The 14,536-nt window shown below is 42.4% G+C and carries 5 protein-coding genes; all 5 read left to right on the top strand.

The window, feature by feature from the left end:
- The first annotated feature begins 15 nt into the window (after nucleotides 1-15).
- The 5 genes from C1A09_RS14185 to C1A09_RS14165 all read left to right on the top strand — a co-directional run bounded on the left by C1A09_RS14185 (nucleotide 16) and on the right by C1A09_RS14165 (nucleotide 14,403).
- Nucleotides 16-5,628 carry an alpha-2-macroglobulin family protein gene (locus C1A09_RS14185; protein WP_101545345.1) on the top strand — a complete coding sequence of 1,871 codons (5,613 nt, stop codon included), beginning with the start codon at nucleotides 16-18 and terminating at the stop codon, nucleotides 5,626-5,628.
- Nucleotides 5,628-7,955 carry a penicillin-binding protein 1C gene (gene pbpC, locus C1A09_RS14180; protein ID WP_101545343.1) on the top strand — a complete coding sequence of 776 codons (2,328 nt, stop codon included), beginning with the start codon at nucleotides 5,628-5,630 and terminating at the stop codon, nucleotides 7,953-7,955. Before C1A09_RS14185 ends, pbpC begins: the two co-directional genes overlap by 1 nt.
- A gap of 168 nt (nucleotides 7,956-8,123) precedes the next feature.
- Complete coding sequence (gene nagA / locus C1A09_RS14175) at nucleotides 8,124-9,290, top strand: N-acetylglucosamine-6-phosphate deacetylase (RefSeq protein ID WP_101545341.1); 1,167 nt, start codon at nucleotides 8,124-8,126, stop codon at nucleotides 9,288-9,290.
- A 99-nt stretch (nucleotides 9,291-9,389) separates the two neighbouring features.
- Nucleotides 9,390-11,381 carry a glucosamine-6-phosphate deaminase gene (locus C1A09_RS14170; RefSeq protein ID WP_101545544.1) on the top strand — a complete coding sequence of 664 codons (1,992 nt, stop codon included), beginning with the start codon at nucleotides 9,390-9,392 and terminating at the stop codon, nucleotides 11,379-11,381.
- A gap of 94 nt (nucleotides 11,382-11,475) precedes the next feature.
- A complete protein-coding gene (locus C1A09_RS14165; RefSeq protein WP_101545338.1) occupies nucleotides 11,476-14,403 on the top strand; it encodes a golvesin C-terminal-like domain-containing protein in 2,928 nt (975 codons plus the stop codon).
- Nucleotides 14,404-14,536 lie beyond the last annotated feature (133 nt).

The following is a 14,536-nucleotide window of genomic DNA, read 5'->3' as shown; positions in this document are numbered from 1 at the left end:
AAAATCTATTTTACTATGGGACAAGCTGAAACTAAACACCGTATAGCTGTCAAGCTATTCTTTTTTTTACTGACACTCTATGTTTTGTCTTCCTGTTCAAGCAGTAGAAAAGATATTATTCCTTCGGTCGAATATGCTCCTTATGTAAGTGCATATACCGGAGGTGTTATCTCACAAAACTCGAATATACGTATAGAGCTGAGTCACGACCAGCCCATGGTAGATTTAAACAATGAATTGAAGAAGAATCCATTTAGTTTTTCTCCTTCTTTGAAAGGTAAAGCTTACTGGGTCAGTAACAACACCATTGAGTTTCTTCCCGAAGAAGGATCTCTGGAACCGGGAGAACTTTATGAAGGGACTTTCCAATTAGGAGATTTCGTGGAAGTGGACAGTCGACTAAAGGAGTTCAAGTTCTCGTTTCGGGTACAAGCAAGTAACTTTACCTTACAAACAGAAGCACTTTCACAAACAGATGCCAAGCCCAATAAAGTAGACATAAAAGGAGAAATACGTTTCAGCGACATTGTAAAGAAAGAAAACGTAGAGAAAATCTTATCTGTTACTAACAGTAAAGGAGATAAATTCCCTTTTACTGTTACCGCAACTGACAACTCGACACAATACCTGTTCGAAATTAATGATATTCCCCGAATAAATGAAGATTATCAGTTGGCAATAGCAGCAGATGGAAGTTCCATCGGTATCAATTGGAAACAGAATGTAAATATACTGATCCCGGCTCGGAATAGTTTCCGCTTTCTATCTGCCAAACGCATTGAACAGCCGGAGAATGGAATTGAAGTGGTATTTTCTTCGCCCATCTCCACTACACAAGATCTGAAGGGATTAATTGAAATACCAGAAGTCACAAATTCCGCCATTCAGGTAAAAGACAATAAGGTATATGTTTATTTTGAAGCCAATCAACTGAATAAAATCACTCTGAATATACATGAAGGTATAAAAGACAGCAAAGACCAAACATTAGGTGTTCCGCATACCATTTCATTCAGTGAAATCAATCTGAAACCGGAAGTTAAAATGTTGACTTCTTCTGCTATCTTACCTAATTCTCAAAATCTTATCATCCCATTTCAGGCAGTCAACCTGTATGCAGTAGATTTAAGTGTCATCCGTATCTTTGAAAATAATATACTGATGTTTATGCAGACTAATACGCTGGCATCTGCCAATGAACTGAGACGAGCCGGTAGATTAGTCTATAAAAAAACACTATGGTTGGCCAAAGACAAAACCAAAGACATTCATCATTGGGAAAATTATTCCATAGACCTTGCGGGACTGATTAATCAGGAACCAGGTGCTATTTATCGTATTATCCTTACCTTTCGGCAAGAATATTCCGCTTATCCTTGCGGAAACACGAACGATCAGAATATGAAATTTGCGGATAATGCAACTTCAAATGGTTTGACCAAAGTCAGTGGGAACATCATTTCGGAAGAAGAAGAAGCTTCCTGGGATATTCCACAAAGTTATTTCTATTATAATGGTGGAGTACAAATGGACTGGAGCCAGTATGACTGGAGAAAACGCAATAATCCATGCCATCCATCCTATTATATGAATTCCGACCGAGCAGTTTCCTGTAACGTATTTGCCTCCAATATAGGAATGATCGTCAAACGAAACTCGTTAAACAAACTATGGATTACAGTAAACAATATTTTGGATACCAATCCCATAGAAGAAGCTAAAATAACCGTTTACAACTTTCAGTTGCAACCCATTGGAACGGGAAAAACAAATTATGAAGGATTTGCGGAAATAACTTCTAAAGGTATTCCGTTTATCGTAGTTGCCGAATCGGAAAAGCAGAAAGCATATGTCAGAGTTGCCGATGGTGAAGAACAGTCCGTCAGTCGTTTCGATGTAGGCGGCAAGGAAATTCAAAAAGGCTTAAAAGGGTTTATTTATGGTGAGAGAGGCGTTTGGAGACCAGGGGATACATTACATGTCTCCTTTATCCTGGAAGATAGAGAAAAGAGAATACCGGACAAACATCCTGTAGCTTTGGAAATCTACAATCCCAAAGGGCAGTTCTATACCAAAATGATTTCCACACAAAGTACGAATGGATTTTATACGTTCGATGTGCCAACACAACCGGAAGATCCGACAGGTCTTTGGAATGCATATGTAAAAGTTGGCGGAACCACTTTCCACAAAAGTCTGCGTATAGAGACTGTAAAACCTAACCGATTGAAAATTAACCTGAAATTACCACAAAATATTATTCAGGCCTCAGCAAAGGAAATACCTGTGACACTTTCTTCTGCCTGGCTGACAGGAGCTAACGCTTCGCATCTCAAGGCAAAGGTAGAAATGTCCCTATCGAAAGTTAACACACAATTTAAGAAGTATAGTAAATATACCTTTAATGATCCGAATACAGAATTTACCACCGTAAAAACAGATGTATTCAACGGCATCCTGGACGATGAAGGAAAAACGACTTTTATGTGGAAGCTTCCAAATGCCGCCAATGCGCCAGGTATGCTTAACGCTACACTTACCACTCGTGTGTTCGAACCGGGAGGGGATGCCAGTATCTATATACAAACTGTACCCTACTCTCCACTATCATCGTATGTCGGAATCAATTTGAATGAACCGGAAGGACGATACATCGAAACAGATAAAGATCACCGGTTTGACATCGTTACCGTTAATGATAAAGGTCAACCAATCAATCGTTCCAATCTGGAATACAAGGTCTATCGTATAGATTGGAGTTGGTGGTGGGAAAACCGTGAAGAATCATTCGGTACTTATATAAACAGCAGTTCAATCACTCCAATTGCCAGTGGTAATTTACGAACTGTCGGTGGAAAAGCTAATTTCAGATTACGTATCAACTATCCGGATTGGGGACGTTATCTGGTATATGTAAAAGATAAAGAGAGTGGTCATGCCACGGGGGGTACTGTATATATCGATTGGCCCGAATGGAGAGGACGTTCCAACAAGACGGATCCAAGCGGAATCAAAATGCTTACTTTCTCACTGGACAAAGACTCTTATGAGATTGGAGAAACAGCCACAGCCATTATCCCCGCTGCCGCGGGAGGACGGGCACTTGTTTCTCTTGAAAATGGTTCTACCATACTAAAACGTGAATGGATTGAAGTCGGAACTCAGGGCGATACCAAATATTCGTTTAAAGTTACCCCTGATATGACTCCGAACGTATATCTGCATATCAGCTTACTACAACCACACGTACAGACTATAAATGACTTACCTATTCGCATGTACGGTGTCATGCCGGTAATGGTTACCAATAAACAAACAGTATTGCAACCGCAAATCCAACTACCAGAAGTATTACGGCCGGAAACAAACTTCAATGTCACCATCAGTGAAAAAAACGGTAAGCCCATGACTTATACATTGGCTATTGTGGACGATGGTCTATTGGACCTCACCAACTACAAAACCCCTGACCCATGGAATGAATTCTATGCCCGCGAAGCATTGGGTATCCGTACCTGGGACATGTATGATGATGTTTTGGGAGCTTCTGCCGGTCGTTATACTTCCTTATTCAGTACAGGAGGCGACGAGATGCTGAAACCTGCCGACGCTAAAGCGAACCGTTTTAAACCAGTAGTTAAATTTATAGGTCCTTTCTATATAGGTAAAGGAAAGCAGCAGACACACACGCTGAAGTTACCCATGTATGTAGGTTCCGTACGTACCATGGTTGTCGCCGGTCAAGACGGAGCATACGGCAAAACAGAAAAGAATTCATTTGTACGTACTCCTCTGATGTTATTATCTACCTTACCTCGCGTTCTAAGTACCCAAGAAGAAATTACCGTACCGGTAAATATCTTCGCTATGGAAAAAGAAGTGAAGAATGCAACCGTTTCCATCCAAGTTTCCGGAGGTGGCATACAAGTAGTTGGTAACGCCAGACAGTCCGTCACTTTCAACCAACCGGGCGATAAACTGATATCCTTCAAGATAAAAACCAGTAATAAAACCGGAAAAGCAACAGTTCATTTAACTGCCTCCGGTGGAGGACAACAAGTTAGAGAGATCATTGAAATAGAAGTCCGTAACCCTAACCCTACTGTAACACTTCGTAACAACCAGTGGGTGGAAGCAGGACAAAGCGCAACTCTATCTTATAACCTGCAAGGTACCACTCCTGGGAATAGCAGTGTGCAACTTGAAGTATCCCGCATACCTTCAGTAGATATCACCCGACGTTTCGATTTTCTCTATAATTATCAGCATAATTGTTCAGAACAGTTGACTTCCAAAGCACTACCACTATTGTTTATCAATCAGCTCAAAATTGTAGACAACAAAGAAGCTGAAAAGATAAAAGTAAACGTACAGGAAGGAATACGCCGGCTTTATGGCCGTCAACTTCCTAATGGCGGATTTGTATACTGGCCCGGTGATGCTGTTGCCAATGAATGGATCACATCCTATGCCGGAATGTTCCTTGTCCTTGCTCAAGAAAAAGGATATGCCGTCAACCAGAATGTATTGAATAAATGGAAACGTTTCCAGCGTGCCGCTGCACAGAACTGGCGAATGCCTCAGCAAGAAAGTGAATGGATACAGTGGCAATCTGATTTACAACAAACATTCAGGCTCTATACCTTGGCATTGGCGGGTACGCCTGAATATGGAACAATGAATCGGATGAAGGAGCAACCGGGCTTATCCATGCAAGCCAAATGGAGACTTGCCGCAACCTATGCATTGACAGGTAAAATGAGACCTGCCGGGGAACTGATTTATAACATTGAAACTACCGTAAAACCGTATTCTTCAAATAATTTCATTTATGGTTCATCCAACCGTGATGAAGCAATGATTTTGGAAACCTTGATACTGATGAATCGCGAGCAAGCAGCTTTGCAGCAAGCGAAAAAGATTTCACAGAATTTATCTCGGGAAGACTGGTTCAGTACCCAGTCCACAGCTTTTGCTTTAATGGCTATGGGACGTCTGGCAGAGAAGCTTTCCGGTACTCTGAATTTTACATGGAACTGGAATGGGAAACAACAACCGGCTGTAAAATCAGCTAAAGCTGTATTTGAAGAAACCCTATCCACTACGCCCCTAAAAGGTAATGTTATTCTAAAAAATGAGGGTAAAGGTATATTAGAATTGAATATTATTACACGTATGCAGTTACTGAATGATACACTGCCCACGATGAGTAACAATCTTCGGATTGAAGTAAAATATACAGATTTGAACGGTTCCCCGATTTCTGTTGAAAACATTAAGCAAGGAACAGATTTTATGGCAATGATTGTAGTAAGTAATACCAGTGGTACTACCGATTACAGTAATCTGGCATTGACACATATCATACCATCCGGATGGGAGATTTACAATGACAGAATTATGGTTCCAGAAGTTATTTCCACCCAGAACTATACATTTCAGGATATTCGGGACGACCGTGTACTGACTTATTTCGACCTGCAACGTGGTGAGTCAAAGAAATTCATCATCAGAATACAAGCTACGTATGCAGGAAATTTTGTACTGCCGGCTATCCAGTGCGAAGCCATGTATGATTCATCCGCACAAGCGCGAACAAAGGCAGGAAGAACAACTGTGAGTCAATAATGCAAAGATTTCTATATAAAATAAAGAAATATATCAATCAGCTGCCTATTACCGGAAAAGCAGTACTCATCCTCCTTACTTTTCTGGTAATGGCTTACATTTTTTGTCTCCCTAAACAGTTATTCCACGTATCTTACTCTACCGTCGTTGCCGACCGGAATGGCGAACTTCTGGGAGCACGTATTGCATCCGACGGACAATGGCGTTTTCCTCCCCGTACCACTACTCCAGAGAAAATCAGGCAATGCCTGGTCACTTTTGAAGACAAACATTTCTACCACCATTGGGGAATTAATCCGTTATCCACCGGTAGAGCTATTTACCAAAATCTGAAAAACAAACATATCATAAGTGGAGGTAGTACCCTTACCATGCAAACCATTCGCCTGGCAAGAAATAAGCCCAGAACTTTCGGAGAAAAGTTCATTGAAATGATTTTAGCTACCCGGCTTGAATTTCGTGCGTCTAAAGAAGAAATTTTATCCATGTATATATCACATGCCCCATTCGGCGGAAATGTCGTAGGACTAGACGCAGCAGCATGGCGTTATTTCGGACATCCGGCAGAAGAACTATCGTGGGCAGAATCCGCAATGCTGGCTGTTCTACCGAATGCTCCTTCCATGATACATCTTTCAAAAGGACGTAAAGCGCTACTTGATAAACGAAACCGGCTTTTAAAACAGTTGCATGAAAAAGGAACAATCAATACCTCCACTTATGAATTGGCTATAAGTGAGCCACTTCCCGTCCAACCTCATCCACTACCTCATATTGCGCCACATCTGGTCAGCCGTTTTTATCAGGAACGAAACGGGCAATATTCATTATCGGCCATTAACAAGAGTCTCCAAATCCAAATAGAAAGCCTGGCCGAACGTTGGAGTAATGAATTCAGCAAGAGCGATATACGAAATCTGGCAATTCTGGTAATCGATATTGAAACTAATCAGGTAATAGCTTATTGTGGAAATGTCCATTTTGAACAGAAACAAACAGGCAATCAAGTAGACGTTATTCAAGCTCCTAGAAGTACAGGAAGTATCTTGAAGCCATTCCTCTATTATGCCATGTTGCAGGAAGGCAGTCTATTGCCGCAAATGTTATTGCCGGATATTCCCATTAACATCAATGGTTTCACTCCCCAGAATTTCAGCCTGCAATTTGAAGGAGCTGTCCCCGCATCAAAAGCATTGGCACGTTCCCTAAATATCCCTGCCGTAACCATGTTACAAAAATATGGTGTCCCCAAATTCTACAGTTTCCTCAAACAAATTGGTTTGAAGACATTGAACCGACCAGCTTCTCACTACGGCCTATCTCTCATCTTAGGAGGTGCGGAAGCCACTCTGTGGGATATTACAAACGCATACGCCAATATGGGACGTAGCCTACTGAAACTTCCACAAAGTACCTGTGACATACTACTCTCCGATGAGACGACACAAACAACAGACTTGTTTCAACCAGGTGCTGTATGGCAAACCTTTGATGCTTTGATAGAAGTCAACCGGCCTGAAGAAATAGACTGGAAATCCATTCCTTCCATGCATCCCGTTGCCTGGAAAACCGGTACGAGTTACGGTTTCCGTGACGCTTGGGCAGTAGGTGTAACTCCCCGTTATGCCATAGGGGTATGGGTAGGCAATGCTACCGGAGAAGGAAAACCTGGACTAGTCGGTGCACGCACGGCAGGACCGGTACTGTTTGATACATTCAATCTGTTACCTTCCTCGCCTAAATGGTTTGAACGTCCTTCGGGTATCTTCGTTGAATCGGAAATATGCCGTCAATCCGGACATCTGAAGAGTCGATTCTGTGAAAAAACCGATACTATATTGATACTCCCCTCAGGATTAAAAACAGAAGTATGCCCCTATCACCATCTCATCACTCTGTCGGCAAACGGTACTCATCGTGTCTATGAAAATTGTGCCAATACCGAACCTATCATTCAGAAATCATGGTTCATCCTACCTCCTGTATGGGAATGGTACTACAAACAACATCACCCTGAATATACTCCCCTACCTCCTTTCAAATCCGATTGTGGAGAAGATGCTCTACAAATCATGCAATTTATCTATCCACCCATGAATGCCCGTATCATTTTACCCAAGTTATTGGATGGCAGTAAGGGAATTTTCACTGCAGAACTAGCTCATAGTAACCCCAACACCACCATCTTTTGGCATCTCGACGAAACCTATCTCACTCTGACACAAGATTTTCACAAAATATCCCTACAACCTGTTCCCGGACAACATTCCCTCACTGCGGTGGATAGTGAAGGGAATTCCATTTCCACCACTTTCTACGTAGAATAAATCCCCAAACCAAGACTCTTTAAACATCGAACGTTCATTTTTAGAGTATTTAATAAAAATACCTAAAAGAGAGGAGTGCATATTACCTAAAAAGTGACTATTTTTGTCCTTCGAAACGATGTCGAAATGACAGTATGATTAATTTTATAACTCTAACCCCTAAATCCTATGTTGACTCAACTTATCAACGCTCGTATTCTGACCCCTCAAGGTTGGCTCAAAGATGGTTCTGTACTTATAAGAGACGGAAAAATTTTGGAAGTAACCAATTGTGATCTCGCCGTTATCGGTGCACAACTGATTGATGTAAAAGGTATGTATGTACTCCCCGGTGGTGTAGAAATACATGTACACGGCGGTGGAGGACGCGATTTTATGGAATGTACCGAAGATGCTTTCCGTGGAGCCGTCAAGACCCACATGAAATATGGAACAACCAGTATCTTCCCCACACTGTCTTCATCTACCGTACCCATGATTGAACAAGCTGCAGAAACTTGTACTCGACTGATGGCAGAAAAAGACAGTCCGATACTCGGTCTCCACTTGGAAGGCCACTATCTGAACATGGCTATGGCAGGCGGACAACTTCCCGAAAATATCAAGAATCCTGACCCGAACGAATACATCCCTATTGTAGAGAACCTGCATTGTATCAAGCGATGGGATGCAGCCCCCGAACTACCGGGAGCTATGCAATTCGGTAAATACATCACAGCCAAAGGTATTCTGGCATCTGTCGCACATACACAAGCAGAATTTGAGGATATCCGTACGGCATACGAAGCCGGATATACTCACGCCACTCACTTCTACAACGCTATGCCCGGTTTCCACAAACGCCGTGAGTATAAATATGAAGGAACAGTAGAAAGTATCTATTTGATGGACGATATGACGGTAGAAGTCGTTGCCGATGGTATCCATGTACCACCCACCATCCTGAGACTGGTATATAAAATAAAAGGTGTAGAACGTATGTGTGCTATCACTGATGCTTTAGCTTGCGCCGCAAGCGACAGTAAAGAAGCTTTTGACCCACGTGTCATCATTGAAGATGGAGTATGTAAACTTGCCGACCACTCCGCACTGGCAGGTAGTGTTGCAACCATGGATCGTCTGATACGCACTATGGTACAAAAAGCTGACATTCCATTGGCAGATGCAGCACGTATGGTTTCAGAAACTCCGGCACGTATCATGGGAGTATTCGACCGTAAAGGTTCTTTGCAAAAAGGTAAAGATGCCGATATCATCGTAATGGACGAAGATCTGAACGTAAGAGCAGTATGGGCAATGGGAAATTTAGTACCGGAAACCAATACTTTATCATAAAATATACTTCAACATTATACAAGTGAACTTTGTTTTACGTATTTTTGTTAAGTTTTAATGAGCGAACGCTTTAATCATTTATTAATACCAATAAAACGTATGAAAACCAATCTTAGTTCTCAAATTACTCTCAACAGAGTATCCCCCAGGTATTATAGACCTGAGAACGCTTTTGAGCGGTCTGTACTGACACGGCTCGAAAAAATTCCGACAGATATCTATGAAACCCCTGAAGAAGGTGCCAACCAAATTGCTCTCGACATTGCACAACTAATTCGAGACAAACAAAAAGCCGGACGTTTCTGCGTACTGGCATTAGCAGGCGGTAATTCTCCACGCAATGTATATGCAGCATTGGTACGCATGCATCAGGAAGAAGGTTTAAGTTTCCGTAATGTGGTTGTATTCAACCTTTATGAATATTATCCTTTGGCTCCCAACGCTGTCAACAGTAATCTGAATGCATTGAAAGAAATGCTGCTCGATCATGTGGATATCGACATGCAGAATGTATTCAGTCCGAACGGTACCATTGCCAAAGATGCTATTTTCGAATATTGCCGTCTGTACGAGCAACGTATCGAAAGCTTCGGTGGCCTGGACATTGCCTTGTTGGGTATTGGACGTGTAGGTAATATCGGCTTCAACGAACCGGGTTCCCGTCTGAATTCTACTACTCGCCTGATCTTGCTAGATAACGATTCGCGTAACGAAGCATCCAAAATTTTCGGTAACATTGACAATACCCCTATCAGTTCCATCACAATGGGTGTGGCTACTATCCTTTCTGCAAAAAAAGTATACTTGTTGGCATGGGGCGAAGAAAAAGCCAAAATGGTAAAAGAGTGCGTGGAGGGTCCTGTAACAGATACTATTCCTGCATCTTATCTGCAAACTCACAACAATGCACATATCGCCATCGACTTATCGGCATCTGCCAACCTGACGCGAATTCAACGTCCCTGGCTGGTAACTTCTTGTGAGTGGAACGACAAATTGATACGTAGTGCTATTGTTTGGCTGTGCCAATTGACGGGTAAACCGATCTTGAAGTTGACCAACAAAGACTATAACGAAAATGGTTTGAGTGAACTGTTGGCACTTTTCGGTTCTGCTTATAATGTGAATATCAAGATTTTCAATGATTTGCAACATACCATCACAGGTTGGCCGGGTGGTAAACCGAACGCTGACGATACTTATCGTCCCGAACGTGCGAAACCGTATCCGAAACGTGTCATTGTATTCTCCCCACATCCTGATGACGATGTAATTTCCATGGGTGGTACTATCCGTCGTCTGGTAGAACAGAAACATGATGTACATGTAGCCTATGAGACTTCCGGTAACATTGCTGTAGGTGATGAAGAAGTAATCCGTTTCCTACACTTCATTAATGGTTTTAACCAAATCTTCAATAACAGCGAAGACCAGGTTATCAACGATAAATACACAGAAATCCGCAAGTATCTCAAGGAAAAGAAAGACGGAGATATGGATAGCCGCGATATCCTTACTATTAAAGGATTGATCCGCCGTGGTGAAGCACGAACTGCTTGTACGTACAACAATATTCCGTTGGATCATGTACATTTCCTTGACCTGCCGTTTTACGAAACAGGCAAAATTCAGAAAAATCCTATTAGCGAAGCCGATGTAGAAATTGTACGCAACCTGTTGCGCGAAGTGAAACCCCACCAAATCTTTGTAGCCGGTGACCTTGCCGACCCGCACGGCACACACCGTGTTTGTACAGATGCCGTATTTGCAGCTGTCGACCTTGAAAAAGAAGAAGGTGCAAAATGGCTGAAAGATTGCCGTATTTGGATGTATCGTGGCGCATGGGCAGAATGGGAAATCGAGAACATCGAAATGGCTGTGCCTATCAGTCCTGAAGAATTGCGTGCTAAACGTAACTCCATCCTGAAACATCAGTCACAGATGGAAAGTGCTCCGTTCCTGGGCAATGACGAACGTTTGTTCTGGCAACGTAGTGAAGACCGTAACCGCGGTACAGCTGCATTATATGACAGCCTTGGTCTGGCATCTTACGAGGCAATGGAAGCTTTCGTAGAATATATTCCGTTGTAAAGTTTACTAAATAGAAATAAGAAGAGTGGGAAGCGCATAACTTCCCACTCTTTTTTTAGCTATTTTTGTCCGGTCATCATGAGAACTTTGAATTATGAAAAAATGTATATATCTTATTGTAATATTATTCTCCTTTTTTTCAGAAAAAGCGATATCCCAGGAAATAGAGCAGAATGTGGAAGAACGGTTACAAACTTTCTTCAAAAAACATACCGTTTCCACAGTCAATACAGGAACTTGCCGTTTGGATAGTTTCCGTATAGACTTTCAGAAAAAAAAGATATATATTTATGCAAGTGAACAATTAAGCTATCAGCCTCATCGCCCGGAAAGCGTCGATAACCTCTATCATAATATCAGATTATTGCTTCCCGGCCCTGTGAACTACTTTAATATCGCAGTGTTCACCGGAGGAAAAACCATTGAGGAGCTTATACCCAATATATACAGAAAAGGCAAGAAAGACAAAGAGCGTCTTTTCACAGACTTAAATTATAAAGGTACTCCGTGGGTAACTCGTATTTCCCGTCCATACGAAATATCTCGTGGACTGGAAGGACGCCACATAGCCGTGTGGCAAAGTCATGGAAAATATTATATTAATAATAAAAATAAATGGGGCTGGCAGCGTCCCCGACTGTTTTGTACAACCGAAGACCTGTTTACCCAGTCGTTCATTATCCCCTATCTGATTCCGATGCTTGAAAATGCCGGTGCCAACGTCTTTACTCCTCGTGAGCGAGACACTCAGAAACAGGAAGTGATTGTTGACAATGACGGAAATCTGGACCGGGACAGCGGACAAGGTTCTTTCTACCTTGAAGTAAAAAGTCGGAAATCACAATGGGCATCCACAGGCAAACCCGGTTTTGCACAGCGTAAACATATCTACGAAGACGGAGATACCCCCTTTCTTGACGGTACAGCACGCTTTACCAATACCGAAAAAAAGAAAGACAAGGCATTTGCCGAATGGGTACCCGATATACCCAAAACAGGAGAATATGCTGTATATGTATCCTATCAGAGTATGCCGAACAGTGTAAGTGATGCCAAATACCTCGTCTTTCACAATGGTGGTGTGACGGAATTTAAGGTAAACCAGCGTATCGGAGGTGGTACGTGGGTATACCTCGGAACGTTTACTTTCGACAAAGGAAGAAATGACTACGGCATGGTAGTACTGAGCAATGAAAGTAAAGAAAAAGGTGTGGTCTGTGCAGATGCTGTCCGCTTCGGTGGGGGAATGGGGAATATCGCTCGTGGTGGACAAACCAGCGGACTTCCCCGTTATCTGGAAGGAGCACGTTATTCCGCCCAATGGGCAGGCATGCCTTATTCCGTATATGCCGGATATAAAGGAAAAGATGATATTTCAGATGATATCAACACACGTTCGCGTATGGTAAACTATCTGGCAGGTGGATCTATATTCAATCCTACTGAACAAGGGTTGGGAGTTCCATTTGAAATGAGCATGGCGTTACACAGCGATGCCGGTGTCAAAACCGACGACCGGATAGTAGGTACACTCGGCATTTATACCACCGACTTTAACAACGGGCAATTGACCACAGGAAAAGACCGCTATGCTTCACGTGACCTTTCCGATATCTTAATGACCCAATTGGAACACGATATCCGTTCTACCTATAATATCGACTGGACACGTCGTAGTATGTGGAACCGTAACTACAGCGAAACACGCCTGCCTTCCGTGGCTTCTACCATTGTAGAGTTACTGTCTCATCAAAATTTTGCAGACATGCAACTGGGACACGACCCTAACTTCAAATTCACTGTAGGACGTGCACTCTATAAAGCCATCTTGCAATATATATCTACCCAACACGGTAAAGATTATATAGTCCAACCTCTCCCCGTCAGCCATTTTGCCATCCATTTCGGTAAAAAGAAAAATACACTTGAACTCTCTTGGAAAGGCGAAAACGATCCATTGGAGCCCACCGCACAACCTCGTGAATACATTGTCTATACACGCATTGGCCGTGGAGGGTTTGATAATGGAGTACGTGTCAGTAATCCGTTCCACAGTGTAAAAATAGAACCGGGTATCGTTTACTCCTTTAAAGTAACCGCCGTGAACCGTGGAGGAGAAAGTTTTCCCTCTGAAATTCTCGCAGCCTATAAGGCGAAACATGAAAAAGAACGTGTACTCATCGTCAACGGTTTCGACCGTATCAGCGGTCCGGCAATTGTAAACACTCCTGATTTGGCAGGATTTGACCTGACACAAGATCCCGGTGTACCTTATCTCTACGACCTCTCCCTCTGTGGTACTCAGCAAAACTTCAACCGTAAAGAAGCAGGAAAGGGTTTAGGCGATAGCAACAATGAATATGAAGGAATGAAAATCATTGGAAATACATTTGATTACCCTTTTATTCATGGTAAAGCCATACAAGCAACGGGTGGCTATAGTTTCGTATCGTGCAGTGACGAAGCCGTAGAAACCGGAATAATCTCTTTAGAAGGATATCCGATAGTGGACTACATACTCGGCCTGGAGAAAGAAGATATCATCAATATCCCTTCCCGCCGGAACTTTTATAAAACATTCTCCTCTCCGATGCAACGGATATTAACCTCTTATTGCCGATCAGGAGGCAGCCTCCTGGTCAGTGGCGCTTATACGGGCAGTGACATGAACAGTTCGCAAGGCGACCGTGAATTTATCCGGAATATCTTGAAGTACCGTTATGGCAATACTTTGCAAAAAAACGGAAAAGACATTGCCATCCAAGGTCTGGGACATACATTCAGCATTCTCCGCTTACCTAACGAACAAGCTTATCCCGTCACTGCTCCGGACTGTATTCTGCCTACGGAAACGGCATTTTCCGTGATGACCTATACCGATGGAAATCTATCTGCCGCCATAGCCTATCGCGGTAGCGACTACCGTACTTTCATCATGGGATTTCCCTTTGAAAGTATCAAAGAAGAAACTGCCAGAAACACCATCATGGCATCTGTTTTACAGTTCCTCACCACAAATTAACCAGATACGTACAAATAAAAATAACAATCCCAATAAATAATCTATGTAAATCAGTGTAACCTGTAATGAAAAAACTTATCTTTGTTCCAACAGAGACCATTAATCGTTAAACATTAATCATTAAAACATCAAT

The sequence above is a fragment of the Bacteroides cutis genome, from assembly GCF_900241005.1.
GTDB lineage: Bacteria > Bacteroidota > Bacteroidia > Bacteroidales > Bacteroidaceae > Bacteroides > Bacteroides cutis.
Note: the sequence above shows the minus strand (reverse complement) of the source record. Positions and strands in the feature narration are given on the sequence as shown.

What these genes read in the sequence shown, in the direction of transcription:
- pbpC (WP_101545343.1), top strand. Translation starts at nt 5,628, where the DNA reads ATGCAAAGATTTCTATATAAAATAAAGAAATATATCAATCAGCTGCCT.
- nagA (WP_101545341.1), top strand. Translation starts at nt 8,124, where the DNA reads ATGTTGACTCAACTTATCAACGCTCGTATTCTGACCCCTCAAGGTTGG.
- C1A09_RS14185 (WP_101545345.1), top strand. Translation starts at nt 16, where the DNA reads ATGGGACAAGCTGAAACTAAACACCGTATAGCTGTCAAGCTATTCTTT.
- C1A09_RS14170 (WP_101545544.1), top strand. Translation starts at nt 9,390, where the DNA reads ATGAAAACCAATCTTAGTTCTCAAATTACTCTCAACAGAGTATCCCCC.
- C1A09_RS14165 (WP_101545338.1), top strand. Translation starts at nt 11,476, where the DNA reads ATGAAAAAATGTATATATCTTATTGTAATATTATTCTCCTTTTTTTCA.